General features: G+C 58.4%; 17 protein-coding genes, 1 tRNA gene and 1 pseudogene. 14 read left to right on the top strand and 5 right to left on the bottom strand.

Annotated elements, in window-relative coordinates; all coding sequences use genetic code 11:
* Nucleotides 1-48 precede the first annotated feature (48 nt).
* From HUJ17_RS03695 to HUJ17_RS03660, 8 genes are all read left to right on the top strand, one after another.
* Nucleotides 49-1,461, top strand: a complete 1,413-nt coding sequence (locus tag HUJ17_RS03695) for an alkaline phosphatase D family protein (protein WP_290509402.1) — start codon at nt 49-51, stop codon at nt 1,459-1,461.
* Between the two features lie 440 nt (nt 1,462-1,901).
* Nucleotides 1,902-2,216 carry a DUF2288 domain-containing protein gene (locus tag HUJ17_RS03690; RefSeq protein ID WP_290509401.1) on the top strand — a complete coding sequence of 105 codons (315 nt, stop codon included), beginning with the start codon at nt 1,902-1,904 and terminating at the stop codon, nt 2,214-2,216.
* A gap of 224 nt (nt 2,217-2,440) precedes the next feature.
* Nucleotides 2,441-7,243, top strand: coding sequence for an NAD-glutamate dehydrogenase (locus tag HUJ17_RS03685; RefSeq protein WP_290509400.1), 4,803 nt, complete (start codon nt 2,441-2,443; stop codon nt 7,241-7,243).
* 197 nt (nt 7,244-7,440) lie between these two features.
* The gene (locus HUJ17_RS03680) at nt 7,441-8,496 is read left to right on the top strand and encodes a PA0069 family radical SAM protein (protein ID WP_290509399.1); all 1,056 of its coding nucleotides are present in this window, start codon (nt 7,441-7,443) and stop codon (nt 8,494-8,496) included.
* A gap of 168 nt (nt 8,497-8,664) precedes the next feature.
* Nucleotides 8,665-9,426, top strand: a complete 762-nt coding sequence (locus tag HUJ17_RS03675; protein WP_290509398.1) for an SDR family oxidoreductase — start codon at nt 8,665-8,667, stop codon at nt 9,424-9,426.
* A gap of 355 nt (nt 9,427-9,781) precedes the next feature.
* Nucleotides 9,782-10,399, top strand: a complete 618-nt coding sequence (locus tag HUJ17_RS03670) for a TetR family transcriptional regulator (RefSeq protein WP_290509397.1) — start codon at nt 9,782-9,784, stop codon at nt 10,397-10,399.
* Nucleotides 10,399-11,037 (top strand): alpha/beta fold hydrolase, encoded by a 639-nt coding sequence (locus tag HUJ17_RS03665; protein ID WP_290509396.1) that lies wholly within the window; start codon nt 10,399-10,401, stop codon nt 11,035-11,037. Before HUJ17_RS03670 ends, HUJ17_RS03665 begins: the two co-directional genes overlap by 1 nt.
* A gap of 279 nt (nt 11,038-11,316) precedes the next feature.
* Nucleotides 11,317-12,462, top strand: a complete 1,146-nt coding sequence (locus HUJ17_RS03660) for a hypothetical protein (protein WP_290509395.1) — start codon at nt 11,317-11,319, stop codon at nt 12,460-12,462.
* On the opposite strand, the gene HUJ17_RS03655 is transcribed toward HUJ17_RS03660, so the two are convergent.
* On the bottom strand, nt 12,446-13,768 hold the full coding sequence (locus HUJ17_RS03655) for a rhomboid family intramembrane serine protease (RefSeq protein ID WP_290509394.1): 1,323 nt from the start codon (nt 13,766-13,768) through the stop codon (nt 12,446-12,448). The two genes, HUJ17_RS03660 and HUJ17_RS03655, sit on opposite strands and share 17 nt — an antisense overlap.
* A 158-nt stretch (nt 13,769-13,926) precedes the next feature.
* Nucleotides 13,927-14,400, bottom strand: coding sequence for a hotdog fold domain-containing protein (locus tag HUJ17_RS03650; RefSeq protein WP_290509393.1), 474 nt, complete (start codon nt 14,398-14,400; stop codon nt 13,927-13,929).
* Between the two features lie 131 nt (nt 14,401-14,531).
* Between HUJ17_RS03650 and HUJ17_RS03645 the strand changes: the two genes are divergently transcribed.
* Together HUJ17_RS03645 and HUJ17_RS03640 are read left to right on the top strand one after the other, a co-directional pair.
* Complete coding sequence (locus HUJ17_RS03645) at nt 14,532-17,471, top strand: DUF748 domain-containing protein (protein WP_290509392.1); 2,940 nt, start codon at nt 14,532-14,534, stop codon at nt 17,469-17,471.
* A gap of 2 nt (nt 17,472-17,473) precedes the next feature.
* Complete coding sequence (locus HUJ17_RS03640) at nt 17,474-18,220, top strand: class I SAM-dependent methyltransferase (RefSeq protein ID WP_290509391.1); 747 nt, start codon at nt 17,474-17,476, stop codon at nt 18,218-18,220.
* Nucleotides 18,221-18,460: 240 nt separating this feature from the next.
* Here HUJ17_RS03640 and HUJ17_RS03635 read toward each other — a convergent pair whose 3' ends face one another.
* Nucleotides 18,461-20,401, bottom strand: a complete 1,941-nt coding sequence (locus HUJ17_RS03635; protein ID WP_290509390.1) for a transglycosylase SLT domain-containing protein — start codon at nt 20,399-20,401, stop codon at nt 18,461-18,463.
* A 182-nt stretch (nt 20,402-20,583) separates the two neighbouring features.
* On the opposite strand from HUJ17_RS03635, the gene HUJ17_RS03630 reads away from it, so the two are divergent.
* Nucleotides 20,584-21,558, top strand: coding sequence for a methyltransferase (locus tag HUJ17_RS03630; RefSeq protein WP_290509389.1), 975 nt, complete (start codon nt 20,584-20,586; stop codon nt 21,556-21,558).
* Between the two features lie 84 nt (nt 21,559-21,642).
* On the opposite strand, the gene HUJ17_RS03625 is transcribed toward HUJ17_RS03630, so the two are convergent.
* On the bottom strand, nt 21,643-22,623 hold the full coding sequence (locus tag HUJ17_RS03625; RefSeq protein WP_290509388.1) for an SDR family oxidoreductase: 981 nt from the start codon (nt 22,621-22,623) through the stop codon (nt 21,643-21,645).
* Between the two features lie 178 nt (nt 22,624-22,801).
* Here HUJ17_RS03625 and HUJ17_RS03620 point away from each other — a divergent pair.
* Nucleotides 22,802-22,875, top strand: a tRNA-Gly gene (locus tag HUJ17_RS03620).
* Between the two features lie 54 nt (nt 22,876-22,929).
* On the opposite strand, the gene HUJ17_RS03615 is transcribed toward HUJ17_RS03620, so the two are convergent.
* Complete coding sequence (locus HUJ17_RS03615) at nt 22,930-23,214, bottom strand: hypothetical protein (protein WP_290509387.1); 285 nt, start codon at nt 23,212-23,214, stop codon at nt 22,930-22,932.
* Between the two features lie 201 nt (nt 23,215-23,415).
* On the opposite strand from HUJ17_RS03615, the gene umuD reads away from it, so the two are divergent.
* Together umuD and HUJ17_RS03605 are read left to right on the top strand one after the other, a co-directional pair.
* The gene (umuD, locus tag HUJ17_RS03610) at nt 23,416-23,808 is read left to right on the top strand and encodes a translesion error-prone DNA polymerase V autoproteolytic subunit (protein WP_300355203.1); all 393 of its coding nucleotides are present in this window, start codon (nt 23,416-23,418) and stop codon (nt 23,806-23,808) included.
* A 5-nt stretch (nt 23,809-23,813) separates the two neighbouring features.
* Nucleotides 23,814-24,203 (top strand): annotated as a pseudogene (locus HUJ17_RS03605) (DNA polymerase V subunit UmuC); the annotation flags it as partial.

Here is a 24,203-nt window from a genome sequence, read left to right as displayed (position 1 = left end):
ATGCTAGCAGCGTGGGCCGGGGGGCTCAATGCAGGGGGGACATAAGCCATGAGTCAAAGTGTGAACCGTTTTGCCGTAGGGCCGGTGGTAGGGGAGGCCGGGGACACCCATGTGAGAGTGTTCGGCGCGTTGCCGAAGGGGAAGCTGGGAGCCGGGAAGAAATGGCTGTGGGGGCGGATTCGCTGGCGAAGCAAGGGAAGTGCGGACTGGTCACCGGCGAGAGCGTTTCGGCTTAATGGCAACTTTGATGGTTCCGGTGTGGTGATTCTCAATCAGTTGCGGCCCGGCACCTGCTATGAATATCAGGCTGGTTGGGTGGCTACGGAAGATGATGTGGTGCTGGACTGGGATACAGCCGATCAGGGAGAGTTTCTTACCAATCAGCCGGATGCGGATGCCACGCGCTTTTTTTTCGGCTCCTGTTGCTACCGGTTTGTCGGCCTGGATGGTGAAATTCAGGATGATCGGGCAGACAAGATTTTTGCCGAAATGTCCTCCCGGGCAGATACCTCGAAGCCAGATTTTGTCCTTTTCGGTGGAGATCAGGTGTACGCCGATTCCATGTATATGGTCGGTGCCGCGACCACTCGTGAGGATTTTGACGCCCTTTATCGGGAAAGTTTTTCCCAGCCCCATCTGGCGAAGTTGTTGCGCAATACCAACAGCTACATGATCCTTGATGATCACGAGATCGAGAATAACTGGCCGGCCCGGGCCAATGCAGAGCTGTGGACCAGCAAATATCCCGCCGCCATCAAGGCCTATCAGATTTATCAGGCATCCCATTCTCCGGCGGCGCCCCTGAATCAGGCTGGCATCTATCTGGATCGCGATCCGGACCGGTTCTGGTACACCTTCTCGCGGGGGCCGGCGGATTTCTTCGTCATGGATGTGCGCACCGAGCGTGTGCTGAGTCGCTGGCCCTGGCAGCGCCGCATGATCGGGGACATCCAGGAAAAGGCCTTTATCGAGTGGCTGGATCGTGACCCGGACCGCATCAAAGTGCTGGTCACCTCGGTGCTGCTGTTCCCGGAACAGCGACGCCCGTTCCGTGGCAAGGATGCCTGGGAGGGGTTCATGCACCAGCGCCAGCGTCTGCTGGAAGCCATGGGGCGCAGCCGTAGCGACAAGCTGGTGGTGCTGAGCGGGGATGTGCATGCCTCTCTGTATGCCTGCTTGACGTTGAATGGTGGCAAGCAGGTGCATAGCTGGACCTGCTCCGGTTTGTTCTGGCCTACTGCGTTGCGGGCGTTCCGCTGGTATCGCCCTATGATCCGGGTGCCTGGTGTGCTCCACGGTGGCTGGGGTAAACCCCTGGGGCGGGTGGAGGTCCCCGGTGAGGTGTTCAGCGACAATGCTTTCTCCGAAGTGAGTTTCAGTGCTGAGGGTGCCAGCTTCCAGCTGTTCGACCGCCGCCAGCGACCAATCAGCGAGACAAGTCGTCAGATTCGCTGGCGCTGATCCCGGAGCGTTGGCTGGCTATTTTGCAGGAGCGCCGCTTGAGGCGCGAAATGGCACGGTCGCACATGAAAGCCTCGTGCCAGAGGGCTTCGCGCCTCAAGCGGCGTTATTCGCTTCGCTCCCCCTTCGGTCGGGCCAGCCTGCGGCTGTTACTTCGCTACGCTGGGTTCCTACAGCAATAAGCCTTGGCTTGCCGAGGCCAAAAACCAAACCTTGCTATGGCAAATGGCTTACAGAAGATGTAGCAAATCGCGTCTTATGCCGTCTTGGTGGTTTCCCTAAAGTGGATCTCGCAAGGACGCAATCGAACAAGGATGTTCAATTTCGGCCCCGGTACAGCCCGCCCGCCATTCCCCAAGTGGCGGGCGTTCTTTTTTGGCCCTCTTTGATTGCACCCTCCCGAATACGGATAATGCACGGCCCTGAACACGGAGCCGCCCATGTCTGACCAATCCGCAGATCGCGATATTCTCAAAGCCAAACTCAACCAGGAAACCGCCAAGGCCAGCTGGAAAGAGCTGCAGCCGTTCTTTGCCCGTGGCCAGACCGTCTATGTGGCCCCGGAGCTGGATCTGATCGAGGTGGCGCTGGCCTTTTCTGAAGACCAGGCCGACACCCTGGCCCTGTGGCGTGACAAGGGACAGGTGGACAAGGTCACCGATGATCAGGCGGGCCAGTGGTTTGAGAGTGATCAGGCTCTGTGGACCGTGGTGGTAATGCCCTGGGTGCTGGTACAACCGGTGCAGGTGCAGTAACACGCCAGAGGCCCGAGGTAGGGTGCAGTTCGCTCTAGGCTCAGTGCACCCTACACAGCAATAAAGCCTGGTTGTGCACGCTGCTGCTTTTCTGTCATCCCCCTGTCGCGGTTTGCCGATCTAATCACGGCTCCGGACTGGTATTGATCCGTTCCTCCGGTATAGAGTAATTCAGAGGCCGCTGGCGCCTTGCCGGCGCGCCCGAACGGACGCCGGAGGATTCGATGCAGGATGACGTCGCGCAGCGCCAGGCCTTGTTACAGGCTCAGCTTGAAGCACTGGTTACCGCCCACGTCGGGGTTGAACATCAGTCCCTGTTCCGCAGTTTCATGACGGCTTATTTTGAAATGAGCAGTCAGGCGGCGCTCACCGCCCGTACCCCCGAGCAGCTTTTTCACATCGCCCAGCAACACTGGATGATGGCTTTCCAGCGCCACCCTGAAGAAACCCTGATTCATTTGAAGCCACCCACCCGGCCAGGTGGATTAGCGGCGTTGCGGACGGTGACCGATGACGTGCCGTTTCTTGTGGATTCGATTGCCATGGCAGTGCGTGATGCTGGCACTGCCATTGACTGGACGATTCATCCGGTCATTCAGGTGCTTCGTGATAGCCATGGCCACCTGACACGGGTGGTAGGCGTCGGGGATGGCGAACATCCGGCAGAATCGCTGATCTACATGGAATTCGAGCCGTTGGCCGACGACGAGGCCTACCAGCATCTGCAGGAGCATCTGGAGCAGGTGTTGGGAGAGTTGCGGCTGGTGGTGCAGGATTTCCCGGCCATGCTGGATAACCTGGAGGCAACCCAGCGGAATCTCTCTGCGGATTTCCCTGGCCGGGACCAGGAAGAGCTGAGCGAAGCCAGAGCCTTCATCGACTGGCTTTCCCTGGATCATTTCACCTTCCTGGGCTATGCCCGCTCCCGTGCGGAGCCTGTGGAAGACGGTATAAAGCTTACTCTGGATGATGATGCGGGCCTGGGTCTGGCGCAGCCCGGCAGCCGTTACGCCAACGCAGATGAATTCATCGCCCCCCACGATGAGATGGCCAAGTACATTGCTCATGGTCGTCTGGTGGTGGTGACCAAGGCCAATGCCCGCTCGCCGATCCATCACCCGCACTATATGGATGTGGTTTCGGTAAAACGATTGGCTGATGACGGCACTGTGGAGGGGACGGATCGCTATATCGGTCTGTTTTCTCTGGATGCCTACATTAACCGGCCCCGTGACATCCCGCTGATTCGCCGCAAGGTCAACTATGTTCTGGAGCGCTCCCGGTTGCCTGAGCGTTCCCATTCCGGCAAACATTTGCGCGATATTATCTATCAGCTACCCAGGGATGAGCTGTTTCAGTGCAGTGAGGAAGAGCTTTATCACATCTGCATGGGTATTCGTGCCCTGCGTGATCGCCATCACCTGAGCCTGTTCATGCGCCGCGATCGGTACGGCCGCTTTTATTCCTGCATGGTCTATCTGAGCCGGGAGCGATATTCCCGGGAACTGCGCGACCATGTTACCGCCGAGTTGAAAAAGCTCTGCAACGGCAGCTCGGTGGAGCGCACCGTGGATTTTCTGCGTGAAGGGCTTGCGCGGATCCACTGTATTATCCGTATCCCCCAGGGCACTCACCTGGCCATGTCCCAGGCCCAGGTGGAGGAACGGCTGTTGGCGGTGACTCGTACATGGGCGGACCAGCTTCGAGATATTCTCAAGGGGGATGGGGAAGAAGGTGCCGCGTTGACCCTCCGCTATGGGGATGCGTTTCCGGTGGGTTATCAGGAAAGTACCCGGCCTATGGAAGCGGCGGCGGATATTCAGTACCTGGCGCAATTGCATCAAGATCAGCCGGTGCTGCCCTCTCTGTCGATCAACAGTCAGGATGGTGCTGCCTGCCCCACCAGTTTGCGTCTTTATAGTCAGAAAAAGCCCATCGCACTGTCGGAAGTTTTGCCGGCACTGGAGAATTTTGGCCTGCGAGTCGTCAGGCAGGAGCCCACCCAGGTTATGCCCCGGGATGGCGAGGCCCAGTGGATTCAGGTATTTGATGTGCAGGTGCATGGCGACTGCGCCCTGGGGCCGGTCCAGCAGAAGCGCTTTTTTGAAGAGGCGTTCCTGGAATGCTGGCACGGTCACACGGAAAACGACGGCCTTAACCGGTTGGTATTGTTGGCCGGTCTCAATTCCCGGCAGATCGTCTGTCTGCGGACGCTGACCAAGTACCTGGTACAGACCGGCTTGCCGTATTCGCAGAACTATATGGAACAGTTGCTGGCGGATCATGCCAGCATCGCCCGTTCCCTGGTGCAGCTGTTTGAAACCCGCTTTGATCCCGGCGTCAGCGACGAGCGCCGGAAAAACGAGGGTATCAAGCTGGCCCAGACTCTGGATCATCAACTGGACCAGGTGGCCTCGCTGGATGCGGACCGGGTACTGCGCGCCTTCCTCAGTGTAGTGCGGGCAGGGTTGCGCACCAATTTCTACCAGCCAGATGCAGCCGGCCACGACAAATCCTATGTAAGCCTGAAACTGGATCCGAGTCAGATATCGGAGCTGCCGCCGCCGCTGCCCATGTATGAAACCTTCGTCTATTCACCCCAGATGGAGGGTATTCACCTTCGCGGTGGTCCTGTGGCCAGAGGCGGGCTGCGATGGTCTGATCGGCGCGAGGATTTTCGTACCGAGGTGTTGGGCCTGGTGAAAGCGCAGATGGTGAAGAACGCCATTATCGTGCCTGTGGGCGCCAAAGGCGGTTTTGTGCTCAAACGGGGCAGCCCGGCGGACCGGGACGCCTGGCAGCAGTTGGGTGTCACCTGCTACAAGGAATTTATCCGCGGGCTGCTGGATATCACTGATAACCGGGTCGCTGATCAGGTGGTGCCGCCAGCCTCCGTGGTCCGCCATGATGGCGATGATCCCTATCTGGTGGTGGCTGCTGACAAGGGCACCGCTACCTTTTCTGATATCGCCAATGGCCTGGCCGAGGAATACGGTTTCTGGCTGGGTGATGCCTTTGCCTCCGGCGGCAGTGCCGGCTACGACCACAAGAAGATGGGTATTACTGCCCGCGGTGCCTGGGAGAGCGTCAAGCGTCACTTCCGGGAAGCGGGCAAGGATATCCAGACCACGCCCTTTACGGTGGTGGGCATCGGCGATATGGGCGGCGATGTGTTCGGCAACGGCATGCTGCTGTCCGAACAGATCAAGCTGGTGGCGGCCTTCAACCACATGCATATCTTCATTGATCCAGACCCGGACCCGGAGACTACCTTTGCCGAACGTCAGCGGCTATTCAACACCCGTGGTACCACCTGGGAAGATTTTGATGCGTCGCTGATTTCCGATGGCGGCGGGGTCTGGCCGCGCAGTGCCAAAAGCATCACTCTCAGTCCGCAGGCTTGCGACGCTCTGGGTATTGAGCAACGCACCCTGACACCGGCGGAGTTAATCACCGCCATCCTCAAGGCGCCGGTGGAGCTACTCTGGAACGGGGGGATCGGCACCTACGTAAAAGGTAACAACGAAAGTCCGGCACAGGTGGGCGACCGGGCGAATGATGCAATCCGTATCAATGGTCGAGACCTGCGCTGTCAGGTGGTGGGCGAGGGCGGCAACCTGGGGCTGACCCAGCTGGGCCGCATCGAGTACGCGCTGAACGGCGGCTGTATCAACACCGATGCCATCGACAATTCCGGTGGCGTTCACAGCTCCGACCGGGAAGTGAACATCAAGATTCCTCTCAATCAGCGGCTGCGTGATGGTCGCCTGGATCGTGATACCCGTGACCCGCTTCTGGAGCGGATGACCGATGACGTGGCAACGGCCGTGCTGCGTGACAACTATGTGCAATGCCTGGCTCTGAGCCTGCTGGAATTCAATGCCGCCAGCCGTCTCGATGAACACGCCAACCACCTGCGCACCCTGGAGCGCCAGGGCTCGCTCACACGGTCGGTGGAATACCTGCCCGATGATGAAGGGCTCAGCGAGCGGCGCACCCGTGGTAAGGGGTTGACCCGGCCGGAACTGTCGGTGTTGTTGTCCTACACCAAAAACGCCCTGTTCGATGCCATACTGGCTACGGATGTGCCGGACGATCCGTTCTTCGATCAGGACGTCCTCAACTACTTCCCAAAAGAGTTGGTGGAATCCTTCCGCGAGGATCTATTGGCGCATGGTTTGCGCAGGGAGCTGATTGCCACGGTGCTCTCCAACGCGGTGGTCAATCGCATGGGCTTTTCCTTTGTTCACCGTTATGCCGATGAGCATGGTCTGTCCTTGCACCGTATCGTCAAGGCCTACGCCATGGCTCACGCGGTATTCGATGGGGACCTTTACTGGGCGCCGGTGGATGGCCTGGATGGCAAGGTGGACAGCCAGGTACAACTGCGCCTCTATGGTCGTGTCATTGGCCTGATGAAACACGTCACCACCTGGCTGATTCATTACAAGTGGGGCCGTCGCCCGGTGGCGGAAGCGGTCAACCGTTATCGCAAGTCCATCGGCGAACTGGAAGCCATGCTACCGGATATCCTGCCGGGCAGTTACCGGCAGGAGTGGGATCAGGCCGTGGCCGGTATGGGCGACGATGGTGTGCCTGAAAAAGAGGCGCGACTGCTGGCCAACACCATGGTGCTGGGCAGTGCGCCAGATGTGATCGAGCTGGCCTCCCTGGCCCAGGTGCCGCTGAAACTGGCGGCGGAGGTCTATTTTCTGGTGGGGGATCGTTTGCAGATCCTCTGGCTGCTGTCCTCCATCATCGACTTGAGCGTGCAGGGCCGCTGGCAGGCCCTGGCGCGGGCCAACCTGCGCGAAGACACCTACCGCCTGCATCGCCAGGTAGCCGCCAAGGTACTGGAACAGGAGGGAGACAATGCCGCAGCTCGCTTTGCCGCCTGGGAAGGAAAATCCAGCCGCAAAGTTGCCTTCGGCATTCACCGCCTGCAAACCCTGCAGGCCGACAGCCCCCATGACTTCATGACCCTGGCGGTGGGGGTGCGGGAGTTGCGCAAGCTGCGGAGTTTGTAAGCGCCACCAGCCTTCGTTGGAGCTATGCTCCCATGGCGTAGGAATGCCCGCTTCGTCAAAGGCTGCCAGTAAGTCGCCGTCATTCGCCTTGCGGGCAAGGTTGCAACGGCCTCCCTGGATAAGGTTAGGTAAAAAGTATTGAGTCCGGGCTTTTCTCGATATACTGTACAAAAAGACAGTATTCGACGGGAGCCAATATGCCTGCTGTGAACCGGGGTACCCTCAGCCAGATACCGGGACGCTTTGCCGTCAGCCATAGTGATATGGATGACGCGCCGGTGAACCGGCCCACTCGCTATCACCGTGAACAGGCGAAAAGCCTGATCATGACCAATCGCAGCCCGGATCTGCCCTTTGAACAGAGCATCAACCCCTACCGGGGTTGCGAGCATGGCTGCATCTACTGCTATGCCCGCCCCAATCATGCCTATGTGGACCTGTCGCCGGGGCAGGATTTCGAGAGTGAAATCTTCTGCAAGGACAATGCGGCGGAGGTGTTGCGTGACAGCTTACGCAAGCCGGGCTATCGCTGCCGCCCCATCGTGCTGGGTACGGTGACCGACCCCTACCAACCCGTTGAAAAAGAGCGGCGAATCACCCGCGAATTGCTGCAGGTGCTGGTGGATTGCCAGCATCCTTTCAGCCTTATTACCAAGAGCACCCTGGTGTTACGGGATCTGGACCTGATCGCACCCATGGCACGCCGGGGCAGGGCTTCGGTGGCCGTGTCCGTGACCACGCTGGACAACCGCCTCAAGGGTCAGCTGGAGCCCAGAGCCAGTGGCGGCCGCGAGCGGATCAAGGTGATTCGTGAATTGAGCCGGGCCGGGGTGCCAGTGACGGTGCTGGTGGCACCGGTGATTCCCTTTATCAATGATCACGAGCTGGAAGATATTGTCGATCAGGTAACCCAGGCGGGGGCTCAGCAGGCAGGTTATGTGGTACTGCGCCTGCCCCACGAAGTAGGGCCGTTATGGGAGGAATGGCTCCATGAGCATTACCCGGAGCGGGCGGAGAAGGTGATGTCGGTGATGCGGGATCTTCATGGCGGAGCCGTCTATGACAGCCGCTGGCACCAGCGCCAGAGCGGGCAGGGAGCCTGGGCGCATCTGTTGCGCCAGAGATTTGCTTCCGCCTGCAAAGGAGCCGGGTTGCTTGCCCGTGAAGAGCAATCTCTGGATACCGGCGGTTTTGTGCCGCCAGGCCCCCATGGTCAGCTCAACCTCTGGGGCGTGGCAGAAGGCATAACCTGAAGCGGTGGCGCTGTTGGAGCTTTGCTCGTAAAGCGAAGATTCCAGTGAAAACCAGGGCCCTAAAGAGGCGGAGGGAAAGCGTACTCCATTTAAGTGACCAACGGTTATTTACAGGTGTGTGGTTTTTCTCTAAATTAGTGACCAGTGGTTACTTAATGGAGAGAAGGTATGCAAGCAGTGGTTATCACTGGCGCCAGCGCCGGTATCGGTAAGGAATTTGCCAGGCAACTGGCGGCAGAAGGGAAGAGCCTGGTACTGGTTGCCCGGCGACTGGATCGGCTGGAAACACTCGCGGCCGAGTTACGTGAAAGGCACGGTATTGAGGTTGCATGTATCGCTTCGGATCTGGCCCAGCCACACGCCCCTGCTGAATTGGCCCAGGCTCTTGAGGAGCAACAGATTGCGGTGACCGGCCTGATCAACAACGCGGGCTTCGGTGATCGAGGTCAGTTTGCTGACCTGGATCTGCAGCGCCAGCTGGATATGGTACAGGTGAATGTGACGGCTCTTGTGGATCTGACCTGGCGTCTGCTCCCGGCGCTCAAGCAGGCTCAGGATGCGTTTGTGATCAATGTGGCGTCCACGGCGGCTTTCCAGGCTGGCCCGAACATGACCATCTACTACGCGACCAAGGCGTTTGTCCTGTCATTCTCGGAAGGTCTGCACGAGGAGCTTAAAGGAAGCGGTGTGGCGGTGAGTGCCCTGTGCCCCGGCGCCACCGACTCCGAGTTCGCAACCGAAGCACACATGACCGACACCCTGTTGTTCAAGGCAGGAACCATGACCACCGAAGCGGTGGTGAAGAAATCTCTATTGGCGCGCCGTCGCGCCATTGTGATCCCCGGCCTGAAAAACCTGCTGCTGGTGTGGATGGGCAAGTTCTCGCCCCGTATGATTACCCGCCGACTGGCAGGCATGCTGCAGGCGTAACCTGCGCTGGCAGATTTCTGGCGTAGGGTGCACTGAGTCTGAGGTGAACTGCACCAATACCGTTAAGTTGATAATTGAGAATGGATAATTGATAACGACGCGATCAAACGCCTGCCTGATTGGAAAACTCAGAAGCCGCGTTCAAAATGCAAGTGCGGCATCTGGGCTTTGATAATAAAGGCACTATCCCGCACGTTATCAATTCTCAATTATTCATTATCAATTTTTCTGGTGCAGTTCTGAACCCTACGTTCAGCGCCCCTGCAGGTTCCGACTGGATACTAATGTCGGCGGAAAATCATGCTTGCATAATGAGCGATCTGGCACTGACTCCTGATCCAATCAGAGGTTCCCTATGGCCGAATGTGTTTTTCAGCGCGCCCGCTCACCGGAGCAGAAGGCGGAACGGCGCGCCCAGATTCTTGCGGCGGCGGCAACCTTCTTTGAGCAGGAGCGTTTTGAAGCCATCAGCCTTGCCTCCATTGCTCGTAGGGCCGGCGTCACCAAGGCAGCGTTGTATCGTTACTTCCCCTCCAAGGAAGCACTGTTTCTTGGTTTGTACCTTGATGAACTGGAGCGGGTAAGCCATGCGCGAGTGGATGACAGTTTGCCGCTATGGCAGGCCTTGTCAGAGATGTTGGTGGCGCGCCCATTGTTTTGCCGGCTCACCGCGATCCTGCATTCGGTGCTGGAACAGAATCTGGATGAAACAGCGGCCCTTGAGTTCAAACAGTCCCTGCTATCGCATTTCGCTAATTTGGCTCAGCGTCTTCAGCAGGCCTATGGCCTGTCCAACGACAAGGCGGCCACTTATCTGATGCAGGTACAGCAAACCCTGATCGGCTGCTGGGCCGTCAGTCACCCGGCACCGGTGGTAGAGAAGGTGCTCAATGCACCTGGACTGGATCTTTTTCGGGTAGATTTCAAAACGGCATTGCAGGCCCAGCTCAAGGCGTTGGAGATGGCGCTGTGATGAACCTGCTATGGAATCGGGCCAACCAACCTTCGGCGTTGTTGGTGTTGGCCCATGGTGCCGGAGCCCCCATGGACAGCGACTTCATGAACGCCATGGCTGAGGCCCTGGCCGACCAGGGTGTGTCTGTGGTCCGGTTCGAGTTTCCCTATATGGCGCGCCGACGTCAGGAGCAACGCAAGTTCCCTCCCAATCGCGCTCCGCAGTTGCTGGCGCATTTCAGGGAAGTGCTGGCAGCGTTGCGCAACGACAACCTGCCGGTTTGGATCGGTGGCAAGTCCATGGGCGGTCGTATGGCGTCCCTGTTGGCAGCGGAAGAGGATTGCCCCTCTATTTGCGGCGTGGTGGCGTTGGGGTATCCGTTTCATCCCCCGGGCAAACCCGAGAAAACCCGTACGGACCATCTGCCGACCCTGACGCTCCCCATGCTGATTTGCCAGGGTGAACGTGACCCCTTCGGCAAGCCGCAGGAGGTGGCCGGTTATGGTTTGCCGCCAGCCATCCATTTACACTGGCTGCCCCATGGAGATCATGATTTTCGACCACTGAAACGTAGTGGTCTTGAGCAGACAGATCTGATTGGGGACGCTGCTGTCAGGGCGGCATTATTTATCAGGGAAAAAACAACGGCACAATGAAGTGCCGGTAGGGAAGGGAGTGACATGGAAGCCTGTAATTATCACCTGAAGAAACCAGGGAGTTGGCATTGCACGGGGTGCAGCAAGCGGTTCTGTGGCCAGTGTGTTCCCGGTGGGGAAGAGAATTTTCGGCCGGGCCTGCCCCGCTGTGCATTATGCAGTGAGCGCCTTGACTGGCAGGGTGACGGTGAGCCCGGAACACCCTTTTGGCAACGCTCTGGGGAGATTCTCAAGTATCCCCTGAAGCCTCCGGCATTATGGTTGATGCTGGTGTTGGGGGTGGCCAGCATACTGCCTGGAGGTTTGCTCACTGGCTTGTTGCTCCTGTTTCTGGCGCTCACGTTATTTGTTTACTCCCTGGTGGTGATTGCGGAAGTGGCCAGAGATGACTGGACGCCACCATCTCCCATGGAGGTGATGTCCGAGGGAGGCTTGCTGGTCAAGCAGATTGCCCTGTTGGCCACACTGTTTGCTGTTCCTTTGTTGTTGGCGGGAACGTCCATGGTTCTGGCCATGGGGCTGCTGGCTCTGGCTGCGCTGGTACTGCCGGCAGCGGTGATGATCCTGGCGGTAAGCCGCTCGCTGCGTATGGCATTGAACCCGTTACGTTGGCTGCAGTTGGTGGTCACTGTCGGGGTCTCTTACCTGCTGTTGTGGTTTGCGGTGATGGCGGTGACAGCGGCGCCATCGCTACTGCAGAGTCAGAGTGACTTCCAGGTGCTGGTGTTTCTGGGGACCGCCTTTTCTGCTTATACAACGATTGTAGCCTCTGCCATGATGGGGGCCATGCTCAATGAAAAGGCCCGTCAATTGGGGCTGGCAGAGGATGAACCCCGGGGCCGTTCCCTGGCCTCTGATGATTATGATGTGGCGGAAGCGCTGGGCTCTGCCCATATCTATGCCCAGGAAGGGCGCTATGCCGATGCCTTGGGCGTGGTAAACCGTGGCCTCACTGCAGCGCCCATGCACCAGGAATTGAACTGGCGTCGATTGCGGCTGCTGGGTTTACTGGAAAAGGACAAGCCCTGGCGGGAGCATCTTGTCCGTTTTCTCCGGCAGCAATTTGCCAATGGCAATGAGGGTTCTGCTGTGCAGATATGGCTGGAAGCCCAGCAGCAACAACCCGGATTCCGCTTTGAGGAGGAAGGCAGCCTGTCCTTGTCGTTGGCCCAGGCGCTCTACGATAGGGGGCGTTTGAAAGAAGCTCAGCATGTGCTGGTAAACCTGCATCAACGAGCGCCAGGGTTCCCGTCGTTGGGTACGGCTTATGTGTTGTTGGCCCGCCTTTACATGGAGCAGCATGGGGACCTGATGCGGGCCGGCAAGTTGCTTGCCTTCGTGGAAAAACATTTCCCCGATCAGTTTCAGAGCCAGGAATCCATTGAAGCCCGGCAAGTATTTCAACGTCTTAAAGCCGCTGGCTGAGCCGTTCCAGGCGAGGGTGTTGCCACTGTTTCTTTTGCAGATCCTGCACTATCTCGCGTACCAGTTTGCTGCGCTGCTGACGCCAGGCCAACTCGGCCAGCAGCAGTTGGTAGGCGGGGGGCAGGGCGCGGATATCGCCGCCCAGAAATTCGTATTCCTGCCATAATGTGCTGACCAGGGCATCGCTGTCCTGGCGTTCGCTCAAGGTTTTAATTGCCTCTTTCATGGCCGCATCCAGCTGTTTGCGGCGCACACCCATCTGCAGGAAGAACAGCCACAAGGGACGGCTTTTAGGGTGGTTGGCAAGCCATTGGCGGCAGCGGGACTGGGCATCATCAAAGCGTAGTTGTTCGGCCAGTTGCTGACAGATTGCAGGCACCTGGGTGTCGTACCCGTCTGCATCCTGTTGGTCGTCTTTCTGTCGGGTCGGTTGCCCGGTAAACGGAAGCAGGAAAGCCAGGGCAAGCCCGGTCAACAGGCCGCCGGCATGGGCCATATAGGCGACGTTGGAGTTCATGGTCGCCGCCTGTATCAGTTCCCAGCCCAGCCACACGGGAAACAGCACCAGTGCCGGAGCCCGGAAGCTACCAAAGAAAAAGCCAAGAGAGTAAAAAAACTCCAGCTTTCGCAGTCGGAAGGTGCCAGCAAACAGCCCCATCAGGCCGGAAATGGCGCCGGATGCCCCTACCAGGGGAATGCCGCTGTCTGGAGCGGATGCGATAAACAGCAGGCCGGCGCCTATGCCGCAAAGCAGGTAAGCGGGCAGGAAACGGCGGGCGCCCCAATGGCGCTCCATGGCAATGCCGAACATGATCAGGAACAGCATGTTGCCCAGCAGGTGAAACCAGTCACCGTGCATGAACTGGGAACTGAGCAGGGTGAGCAGACTCGGGTCATTGGGAATCAGCCCCCAGCGAATAGTGGATTGCTGATTCAGCCAGACTTCCAGATCGCTGCGCAGCTGGCGCCACTGGTTCGCGGGAGGATGCTGTTGCCAGTGTCGGTGAACATGCTGGGTAAAGGCCTGATCGTACCAACCGTAGGCCATCATGAAATCTGGGCCCTTGTCGTTCATGGCCACCGCGTCAGCATAGGTCCTGCTGTCCTGATGTGATAGCCACTGCAGCAGCAGGTCCGCTTCATACCCGGCCAGCAGATCGGCCTGCTCCGGTGTCAGCGGTTCGTCACGCTGCAGATCCTGGTGGGTGGTCCAGGCATAAACGACAATGTTGACCAGAATCAGCAATATGCAGATCCAGGGCGTAGTGCGGCGCGCTGCCTTGGCGCCGACGGGTACGATAAGCATGTGGTTCCCCCTTTCCCGGCAACTAGTGTAGCGCCATCTTTGCAAGCGGGGGAGAGCTGTCAGAGCCCAGCCTGTGGGTTCAGAACGAAAGAAGCCGCGCCCAAACGCCCGGACACGGCCCCATACATGACGTGAAAACGGCTCAAGCTCGCGAACCGTTAACTGCCTTTAGCAGGTTTTTCGCTGATCCACAGATTGATGGTGCCTTCCACCACCACCGTGCCGTCGTCGCGCATCGCCTTGACGGTAACGGGCAGGTTGCCAGGTTTCCAGTCTTCCGGATTGGCTTCGGCGGTGGCAGTAATATCGCTGGTGGCCTTGGCGGTGTAGTTCACATCCATGCCTTTGGGAATCCAGCGCAGGTGTTTGGGCACGGAGGATTCCGCCATGGCGCCCATGGCGCATTCCAGGGCGTTGCAGATGGCGATCACGTGCACTGTCTGGATGTGGTTTTCCACGCTTTTACGTTTCTTGAACTTTACCTCACAAAAATTGGGGCGAAGTTCGCTGATGATCGGGGTAATAGTGGCGAAGTAGGGGGCTTTGCGGCTGAACACCATGGAAAACAGCTTGCGGCCGGCGGGCAGCTTCAGGGCTTTTTCGTACATGTTCAGAAGGTAGTTGTCGCTCATGGCAGGACTCCTGTGCAAGATGCGCCCATTTTCCATAGCCGCCATGGCGACGCAATGGGTTTGGGGCGCGAGTGGGGCGCGCAACTGCTACCATGGCGTCAAAATCGGAGCGTCTTGATAGGGAGACAGATGTGAAGGTGTTACAGGCCTGGAAAAGCAGTAGCTGGAAAGTGAAAACCCTGATTATTCTGGCCAGCCTTTATCTGCTTTATGTGTTGCTGGGCTTTTTTCTGGCGCCGGGGCTGGTGAGGGATAACGCTCGCCAGGCACTGGCTGACCTTACCGGCCGGCAAGTCACCATTGATGAGGTGAAGATCAACCCCCTGGTGCTTAGCGCCACGGTAAACGGGTTTTCCATCCAGGACGATCAGACCGAGGTGCTGCTCGGATTCAATCAGCTGTATGTGAATTTCCAGTTGTCTTCCCTGTTCCGCTGGAGCTGGCATTTTGATGAAGTCATGCTCGATGCCTTGACGGTGCGTGCCCAGCGCAATCCCGGTAATACCTTCAGCTTTGATGATGTGCTGACACATATCCAGGAACAGCTTGCCCAGACGCCGGAAGAGGACGCCCCGGAGCCGGAGCAAAAAGAGCCTGGCTTGCCGGCCATTTCCATTGCCAACCTCAGCCTTACCGGAGGGGATCTGCGTTTTACCGAGGCCACCGGTGACGAGCCGGAGAAACTGGTGCTGCCGCTGGCCTTCACGGTGAGCAATTTTTCTACCAAGGGTAAAGGCGAAAACAGCAATGACTACGCGATCCGTCTGGAGGGGCCGGACGGTGGCGTGCTGGATTGGCAGGGCCATTTTGAGTTCGCCCCCTTCATCGCCCTCGGCCATTTGGATGTGGAAAAGGTAGACCTTGTGTCGCTGGCGAAGCTGCTCAAGAACGAAGTCCGCTTTACCGTGCCGTCCGGCGAACTGGATGTGGAAACCGCCTATCATTTTGTTGCGCAGCCGCAACCCAAGGTAGTACTCAGCAATGGTCAGGTGATATTGCGACAGCTTCAGCTGCTCAAGCCCGGTGAAGATGCTCCCAGCGTGTCATTGCCGACAGTGCGTGTTGAAGGCGTGGCGCTGGATTCCCTGGCTCAGGAAGTGAAAATCCCCAAGGTGACCGTCACTGAGCCCGCTCTTGGCGCGGTGCTGGATGAACAGGGCATCGACCTGGCAACGCTATTTCTGCCGGCGGATCGGCAAGCCGCTGAAGAACGGGTGGAAGAGGTAAAGGAAAAAGCCGAGCAGGCGGCCCAGAAGGTGCAGGAAGGCAAGGCTGACTGGATCGTGCGCCTGGATACCCTGCAAGTGGACGGCAGTGGACTGCGCTTTACCGACCGCACCCTGCAACCCGCGCAGACCCTGACCCTTTCGGACGGTCAACTGACCCTGAAAAACCTGATCATCGGTGAGCCTGCTACCTTTACCTGGGAAGGCAGCAGCAAGATCCAGCAGAACGGTACCCTGGAACATTCTGGTGAGGGCAATCTTACGCCTTTCAGTATTGATGCCCAGGCTGGGCTTAAAGGATTGCCGCTGGCTCCCTTGTCGCCCTGGTTGGAACGTGAGGCCCCGTTGGCACTGGCCAGCGGCGTGCTGTCGTTGGAAAGCAGGGCCAGTGTGAAAGGCGAAAATGCGGATGTGACGGTCAGCGCCAATGCATCTCTGGAAAATTTCAGTCTGCTGGAGAACGGTGAATCCCTGCTCAAGATCAATCAAGGCAGCGTTACGGACTTGTCACTGACCACCGCTGAGCAAACTGTGCGTATCGGCGAAGTGGGGCTGACGGGTATGGATCTGGCCAACCGGGTGGATGCCCAGGGCCGGGATGTGGCGACGCGTATTCAGGCGGGTATGCCTTCCGGGAAAACAGGGGAACGCCGCGGCGCCAGTGAGCAGGGGCAGAGTGAACCCTGGCAGGTGACGGTGGATCGTGTGCGCCTGGTGGGTAGCCAGATCCGCCATGAAGATCTGTCGCTCAGCCCGAATTTCCGGATAGGGCTTTACCAGCTTTCCGGTAATCTGCGAAACCTCGATACTCGACCGGGTCGGCGGGCCACCATCGATCTCAATGCTCAGGTAGATCGCTATGCGCCGCTGAGTATCGAAGGGTCGTTGACACCGGAGCCGCTCTTCACGGACCTGAAAGTCTCCCTGAAGAACTATGAGATGACCGGACTGACTCCCTACACAGGCCAGTACCTTGGCTACAAGGTGGAAAAAGGCCAGCTTGGCGTGACCACGGGAGTATCCATTGAGAAAAACCAGCTCAGTAGTGACACGGATATTCTTGCCAATGAATTTTATCTCGGCGAAAAGGTACCCAGCGAGCAGGCAGTGAAGGCGCCAGTCAAACTGGGGCTTTCGGTGCTGCGTAACCGGTCCGGTGAAATTACCCTGCCGGTTAGTATGGCCGGCAATCTGGATGATCCGAGTTTTAGTGTGGGCGGCATGGTGCTCAAGGTATTGAGCAATATTGTGGTGAAAGCGGCCACTGCACCGTTTTCCGTGCTGTCAGCGCTGGCCGGCGGTAAAAATCTGGAGAACATCGCGTTTTCGCCGGGGGAGGCAGACATTCAACCGGACACCGCTTCAGCTCTGGATGCGCTTGCCAAGGTGCTCAATGAGCGACCGCAGTTGCGGGTGGGGTTGATCGGCACCACCAATGAGGTGGATCGCACCGCTCTGGCAGCGCAGGCCATCGGGCGTGATGTGGCAGATGACGATTGGTTGGGCATCGATAACGCCTTGCTGGAGAAGAAGTGGCGCCGCAAATTGATCCGTCGCTATGAGTCCAGCACTGACCGGGACGTGGAAAGCCTGGTAAGTAACCCGCTTCCCGAAGACGATGAACAGCGTGAAACGGTACTGGCCAGAGCCGCCTGGGAGTCCATGCTGGCAACCGGCGCCAAGGGACTGGACCGGGCACAGCTTACCGAGCTGGCACGTCTGCGTGGTGAAAATGCCAAAGCGGAGCTGGTCCAGACGCTGGGTATTGAACAAAATCGGGTGTTCCTGAACGAAACCAACGTCGATGGCAATGTGGCTGGCCTGACCCTGACCCTGGAAAAGTAAGTGTGGCATTAATCTGGAAAACCGAGCTGCAGGGGGTGCATTACGAAGTGCGCCGTGCTGGCCGAACCCTGCGGCTCTATGCCAATGGCGTGCAACACTCCGAGTTTCACCCCAAGCGTTTGCTCACTGGCAGTGTCTGGGATCTGCTCTGGCTGCCGGCACTGTTGCATGAACCTTCCAGGTTTCGCCGGGTGCTGGTATTGGGGCTTGGCGGTGGTTCGCTGATTCCCCCCATTCGCCAGCTGCTGAACCCGGATGTTCTGGTTGCTGTGGAACTGGACCCTGCCCATTTGCAAGTGGCGCGGGAGGTTTTCGGTATGGAGGCCTTCGGCGTAGAGACCCATGAGGGCGATGCCCAGGCCTGGTTGCGAGCCTATCAGGGAGCACCGTTCGACCTGATTATCGAAGATCTGTTTGCCCCCAGTAATGAGCAGGTCAGCCGGGCGGTGGCGGCCGACAAACCGTGGCTGAATTGCCTGTCGGATAACCTGGCAGTCAGCGGTACCCTGGTGATGAATTTTGGCGACTGGAAGGAATACCGGGAAAGCCCGGCGGCCGCGGATGAGGCGATGACCGGCTATGCCAGCCGTTTCCGGTTGTCATGTAGTGATTGCCACAACGCGATCATTGCCTTTACCCGGGAACCGGCCCGCAGTATCCATCTACGCAGAAGGGTAGAGGCCACCGCCGCTCTCGCCACCCGCGACGCCCGGGCCCGGCTGGATTACCACATCCGGCAGCTGGATTGAGACTGGCGCGGCCGGGCAAAGACAATTTTTCACCACAGAGCACACAGAGTTCCCTGAGAAAAGCATGCTTGCCGGGCGGCCTCGGCCCTCAACGAAGCCGCTTGCTGTAGGAGCGTGCTTGCACGCGAACGGCTCGGCTGCAAGCAGCCTCCTACAGAAAGACCATGACCTCAGCCTGCGCAGTGACAAGTGTTGCTCAGTGAACCCTGTGCCCTCTGTGGTTAATCGATTTTCCTGTCATCAATCCAGCATCGACACCGAATACAGATTCTGGCTTTCTTCTTCGGTGAGCAGTTGTGAGGTGCGTGCCTGATTGTCATGCAACCCTACAAACAGAGCCCGATAGGTGAGTACGGCCTGCACATAATCCCGGGTTTCCCGGAAGGGAATGGATTCAATCCAGATATCGGCGGGCACGGCCTCGTCTTCTTTCCCCAGCCAGTTATTCACCCGGTGCGGGCCAGCGTTGTAGGCGGCCAGGGCCAATACCCGGTTACCCTTGAACTCATCCAGCAGCTCCGCCAGGTAGCGGCTGCCGAGCTGGATATTCAACTCAGCGTTTTGCAGGGTGTTGGTGGTGGGGCGGCCCAGGTTGGCATCCTTGGCAACCTTGCGGGCGGTGCCCGGCATCAGTTGCATCAGCCCCATGGCGCCAACAGGTGAACGGGCCTGGGGATTGAAGGCACTTTCTCGCCGGGCTACGGCCATTGCCAGCCATGGGTCCAGATCATGCCTTTCGGCTTGCTGTTCAAATTCGCTCTGATAGGCCGGCGGGAAACGCCAGGCGAGTACATCCCAAGCCTTGGCCTGGATAGATGCCTGTACTGCCAGGTCGTACCAGTGTTGCTCCAGCGCATGCTGGGCAAGCTGGCGGACGTTGGCATCATCGTTGTGCCACATCAGCCACAGCCATTCCTGACGGGCCGCGTAATCCTCGTTCAGCTCGCGCAGCAGGCGTACACGGGTGATGGCCGGCGGAGGAGTGAAATCCGCTGACGGTTTCACCTGGGCGTTGGAGAAATGGTAGGGCTCGCCCAGGCGGTCGGCGGCCATAAAGGCAAAAAAGTTTCTGTGTCTGGAGGCTTGCCGGTAGAGGGCACGGGCCTGGTCAGGCTGGTCCAGTTCTTCCAGTGCCCGGGCGCGCCAGTAGAGCCAGCGGGAGTCCTGTTGCTCGCTATCAGGTAAACGGGTGATCCACAGTTCCGCGTTGTTCCAGTCCTGTTCAATGATGGTGCGGCGGGCACGTTGGTCCAGCAGCTCTGCATCCGGATTGGCCGCCAGCCAGTTGTCCAGCCATTGGCGGTTTTCTTCGGTGCCACGAATGGTGGAATACCAGGCGATGCGCCGGCCAGCATCTTGCCGCATGGCCTCATCGCGAAGGCCTTGACGACGACTGTGATCATCGAACCATTGCCGTGCCTCAACGGTGTCCTTGTAAGCCCAGCGATGTATAGCGGCGGCCAGCAGTTGTTGACGCTGTTCCGGTTTGATGTTGGTGGGCAGCTTGTCCACCTTGTCGGGATGACGATAAAGGGTTTCCAGCCAGTCGCTGGCGGTTTCGTACTCTGTATTCTTGAGTTTCTTGCCCAGGTATCGAACCAGGCCATGGCTGTTGGCCTTGAAGGCCAGCAGCTGTCTTCCCCAGATTGCGGCATCGTCAATAACACCACGTGCCTGGGCCTGATCAAACAGCGGATCACACTGATTGGGGCGTGACTGGCCGCTGGCCCAGATGTCGGCAGCGGCTTGCAGGGCACTGTCGTCACCTTTGGCCAATTTGGCCTGGTAGTAATAACACTGGCGCGCGATGGCAGAGGGCTCGTTGCTGTTGACGGCCAGCAGGGCGTCCCATTTTTCCGCCTTGCCATAAGCCACGTTGGCTAACTGGCGAATGTCGTTTGGCAGCGGAGAATCGGGATAGCGCCGGGCATAGTCGTTTATCTTTTCAGGGGCCAGATCTGGCAGGGCCGCCCGCAGCCGGTGAAAATCCAGATAGGCTTGCAGGGGGTGATCATCGCCCAGCTGTTTTTCCAGTCGGGTCAGGGTATTCCAGTCATCATTGCGTGCTGCGTCCAGTGCCTGGCGGAAGACGCCGCTATCCGTAGCGGCGACCACCAACGAAGAAAACAGACAACAGCTAAATAGTACTACAGCGCGAATGCAGGGTGCAGCGCTAACCATTTGAGCCTCCACATCGTCGGGTCAATCCCATGATTCTACCGGTGTGGCTTGTTCTTTGGCGTGGTGAATGTGTAAAACTTGAAAGCTAATGCCAAAGGATGAGAGCGGGTTACAACTGACATGAAAAGGCGTGCTGCTCTATACTGCGCCGCACTTTACTCCGCCGGTTCGAGCTTGCTGCTATGGAAAATACGACACAGTTATTATTGCGCCAGGCAGGTGCCCTGTCGGGCCGTCAGGTATTGGTGGTGGATGCCAATGACCCGGCGTTGAAAAGCCTGGATGCGGATGCCCAGGTGCATTTGCATGCGGATGATTTCACCGTGGGGGCCCAGCAGTGGGCGGCGGCACCGACGGTACCCCCTGAGGTGGATCTGCTGGTTCTGCCCTTGCCCAAATCCATCGACCGCTTGCGGTTCCTGCTTAACTGGCTGGCTGGCGAAATCAGCCAACCGGTGGAGTTGTGGCTGATCGGACCGGCCAAGGGGGGCATTCGTGGCGCGTTGAAACACCTGCAGGCACATGTAGATGATGCCGTGCTGGTGGATAGCGCCCGCCATTGCAAACTGTATAGCGGCCAATTGCAGCCGGGGGAAACCCAGACCCTGGCGGCCTGGGGGGAGATGATTCCGGTGGGCGATCTGGAGATTGTCAGCTATCCGGGCGTGTTCAGTCACGGTCGCCTGGATGAAGGAACCCGGCTGCTGCTGGAGCTGATGGCGGAGCATCGCTTGCCCAGGCCGGGGAGCATGATCGACATGGGCTGCGGCGCAGGGGTGATCAGTGTCAGCCTGGCCAGCCAGGGGTGGAAGGTGCAGGCCGTGGATGTGAGTGCCTGTGCGGTGGCCGCGACCACCGCCAGCCTGGCCCGTAATGGTTTGCAGGGCCGGGTTGTCGGTGGTGATCTGTTTTCTCCGCTTTCCGGCCGGGTGGATATGATTGTGACCAACCCACCATTTCACGACCGCCGTCAGCGCACTACGGATATTACCCGCAGGTTGATCGCCGAGGCGCCGGGTTACCTGAACAAGGAGGGCGAAATGTGGCTGGTGGCAAACCGTGAGCTGCCCTATGCCCAGTGGCTGGATGATGCCTTTTCCCATGTGCAGGTAGCCGGGGAGACCTCGCGCTTTCGGGTATATCGGGCGGTGGTATGAATCAGAACAGGGCATTGCTGCCCTGATGCTTTTTCCCGGTAACGGTTTTTCTGTAGGAGCCATGCTTGCATGGCGAACCGCCCACTACAGGAGCTTTTCCTGCATCATCCACTGAATGCAGTTTGCGATCATGGTGGCCAGCGGAACCTGGTCGTTGAATCCCAGTTCCTCTACGGCCTTGCTGCCGTCCGCATGCACCCGACTGGTCACTAGGGCCACCTTTTCCGGTGTCAGACGGGGCTCGTTGCCGGTAAACAGGCTGCCGATGGGGTATAGCTGGCCGGCCAGTTTCAATACTGCAGGAGGTACGGTGCGCGTGGGTGCTTTTTTACCGAGCTGCCCGGCAATGGTTTGCACCAGTTCCAGAAAGCTGGCTTCCACTCCGGCAAGGATATAGCGCTCACCGCACTGGCCGCGTTCCAGGGTTGACAGGTGTGCCTTGGCCACCTCTTCAACGGCACAGAAATTGCCCCCGCCTGGTGGGACTCCCGGAAGCTTGCCGTCCTGAATCAGCTTGATCATCTGTGACCAATTGTGTGTGTCGCCGGCGCCAATAATGCCGCAGGGATTCAGAATCACGGCATCCAGCCCCTGGCGGATACCGTTTTCCACCTCTTGTTCGGCCAGATACTTGCTGCGGTTATAACCGATCCAGTCGTTGGCCGCGTTGGAGGGGGTTTGTTCGTTAACGGGGGTATCCTGAATGCCCCAGGCGGAAATCGAGGAGGTATGTACAAACCGGCCTGCCACATTTTTCAGCGCCGCGCTGACCATGGCGCGGGTGCCCAGTACGTTGTCCCGGTACTGCTGCGCGTTGCCGCGCCGCCACAGGCTGGTATTGCCGGCCACATGAAATACGGCATCGGGTGCTGCCGGCATCACCAGGGTCAGCTCGGTGGCATTGTCCAGCGGAGCTTGTACCACCTGAACCCCTTTGGCCTGGAGTGCAGCAGCATCGCTATAGGGACGGATGACAGCAGTAACATCCCAGCCTTTCGCCAGTAACTGATCGACAATGTGCCCACCGAGAAACCCCCGGGCCCCACTCACAAATGCCATTGGCATGGCCATACTCCTGTTGTCATTCTGATCTTTAGGGAGCCTCCGGGTAAGCAAGGCGTTACTCAGAGGTTCGCTCAGCAGTGTAACTCCAAACCAGTCGTGCTGGTGTCAAAACAGCATACCTGGACAACATCAGCACTGGCCAAGGCGCATCCTTTTGACTATATTGCCGTTTGTCCAAGCGGGTGTAGTTCAATGGTAGAACGGCAGCTTCCCAAGCTGCATACGAGAGTTCGATTCTCTTCACCCGCTCCAAATTAAAAAAAGCCACTCATCGGGTGGCTTTTTGTTTTTCCGGACCCGGTGTTTTCAGATCGGGTAGGCAAGAAACTGTCCGCCCAGCCGGAACAGCACCTGCACCTGCATGCCATCCTCCATGTCCATGGCAGCGTCCCGCGCCAGCATGATGTAGGGGTAGCGGTGAGCCCAGGCGCAAGGCTTTACGTAGTGGGGGATGGACGGGTCGGGTGCATCGGCGACAAAGCTGTCACTTTGGCGATGATAGAGCACATATCCCTGAAACGCGGCGTTGGCCGGCAGCCCCATTTCCTCCAGAAAGTCGGACATCCAGCCCGGGTTACCTTCAAGCATCATGACTACACCCCGATGGCGGCATTGTTATTGCCAACCCTAAGACAGCCATGGCGCTGTTTGGATATGCCTTTCTTTGCGTTTTGTTGCTTTCCTGTTTGTTCTGTCAGAGCTGGTATCGGTAGCTGTAGGTTTGTCTTTTAACTGTACATAAGGACAGTATTTGGTAGCATGGGGCCATCGCTATCTTCCCTGTGGTATTCCATGACTGCGCTGCCTTTTTTCACCGAACGTGTTGCTGCCGGTTTTCCTTCCCCGGCACAGGGTTATATGGAAGCGCCGCTGGATCTGAACCAGCTGTGCATTCGCCAGGCGGAGGCCACCTTTCTGCTGCGGGTGGAGGGAGACTCGATGCTGGAAGCGGGAATTTTCCCGGATGACATTCTGGTGGTAGACCGGTCTCTGGAGGCGTCCCACGGTGATGTGGTGGTGGCATCGCTGAATGGGGAGTTCACCGTGAAAGAGTTACGGCTGAAACCACAGCCCATGCTGATGCCCCGTAACCCCCGTTACTCCGCCATGTTATTGGCGGATCAGGAATGGACGTTGTTTGGCGTGGTGACATTTTCCCTTCGTGCGCACCGGGACCGGCGGTGACTGCCATGTTCGCCCTAGTGGACTGCAACAGTTTTTATGCGTCCTGTGAGCGTATTTTTCGCCCGGACCTAGAGGGACGACCGGTGGTGGTGCTGTCCAACAATGATGGCTGCATCGTGGCGGGGTCTGTCGAGGCCAGAGCGCTGGGGGTGAGAACCGGTATGCCACTGTTCGAGGCCCGGGATCTGATCCGCAAGTACCGGGTTGCGGTGTTTTCCTCCAACTATGTGCTGTACGGGGATATTTCCCGGCGAGTGATGGCCACGCTGGCCACCCTGGTGCCGGCGCTGGAGGTGTATTCCATTGACGAGGCGTTTCTGGATTTGTCCCTGATGCGCCCTGAGGAACTGCAGCCGTTGGGGCTGTCGTTGCGCGAGCGGGTGGGGAAATGGGTG

This window comes from Alcanivorax sp. (assembly GCF_014762765.1).
Taxonomy (GTDB): Bacteria; Pseudomonadota; Gammaproteobacteria; order Pseudomonadales; family Alcanivoracaceae; genus Alcanivorax.
Note: the sequence above shows the minus strand (reverse complement) of the source record. Positions and strands in the feature narration are given on the sequence as shown.